Raw genomic sequence first — 1,314 nt, forward strand, 5'->3', positions numbered from 1 at the left:
GTCCGGTGCGCACACCGACGCGGACATGTGGGCCAACCCGAACTCGCCGACCAACACCAAGCAGTTCAACGGCAAGGCGGTCTATGAGTTCGGCGAGGGCAATCGCATCACCGGTTTCGCCGATACCTCGCGCACCAGTCAGGCCGACTATGCGTACCTGTCCAAGAGCGGCCTGAAGCGTGGGCTCGGGTGGGACTGGAACCTTTACGCACCGGACTGGAAGCGTGCGCTCGCCGCCGCCTACTGCTCGCCCACGTACACCAAGGGCGGCGTGAGCGATCCGCGTTGCGGCTTCTCCGGCGGCGTCGATAACATCGACGACGCGTATTACCAGAGCCGCGCGTTGCGTAGCGACGACCTCTACTACCTCGCTGGCGACTTCACGGTTGCCGATGGCGCCACGCTGCACACCCAGGTCTACCACCACGAAGACGCCGGCCAGGGCCATTGGTGGTCGCCGGGCCAGAAATCGTATCCGGGCACGGCGCAGGAGCTGCCGATCTCGATCCGCAGCACCAACTACACGATCAACCGTAACGGCGCGATCGCTTCGCTGGCCTGGGATCTGGGCGGCCACCATGTCGAAGGCGGCATCTGGTACGAGAAGAACGACCATCACGTCGAACGCAACTTCTATTACATCGACGGTCCGGTGAGCGATGACCGTTACCTGTCCGATCCGGATCGTCGTCTGTTCGCCCAGGACTATACGATCACGACGAAACAGGCCTATCTGCAGGACAGCTTCAAGGCGCTCGACGACCGCCTCAGTGTCGACTTCGGCGTGAAGAGCCCGCATACCACGATGACCGCGCGCGAGCTGCCGGGTGTGGAAAGTCCGTATGCGAACGGTACGCTGAAGGCGGAGAAATCCTTCCTGCCGCAGGCGGGTCTCGCCTACCAGCTGGCACCCGGCCAGGAAGTGTTCCTGTCCTATGCGAAGAACATCGCCGCCTTCCAGGGTGGCGGCGCCGGCGGCCCGCTCTCCGTGTCGCAGGCTGCGTTCGACGGCACCAAGTCCAGCCTGAAGCCGGAACAGTCGCGTAGCATCGATGGCGGCTTCCGCAGCGTCGGCGCATGGTATGAGGCATCCGTGGCGCTGTACGACGTGAAGTTCGACAATCGTCTGCTGTCGCTCAATCCGTGCCCGAGCATCGAGCAGGGCACGCGCCCGGAATGCAACACGGCCTTCGTCAACGTCGGCTCGGTCAGCAGCCGTGGTGCGGAGTTCACCTTCATCTGGAAGCCGATCCGTGGGTTCGAGTGGTACAACTCGGCCTCGTTCAACCGTTCCAGGTATGACGACAACTATGT

1 protein-coding gene is annotated in these 1,314 nt (G+C 63.2%); it reads left to right on the forward strand.

Annotation, left to right across the window (positions count from 1 at the left end; all coding sequences use genetic code 11):
• Window positions 1-1,314, forward strand: a 1,314-nt coding sequence (locus AC1DT2_RS23625; protein WP_477299121.1) for a TonB-dependent receptor, incomplete at both ends; no start/stop codon positions are given.

The organism is Luteibacter sp. P4_E6, assembly GCF_056401535.1.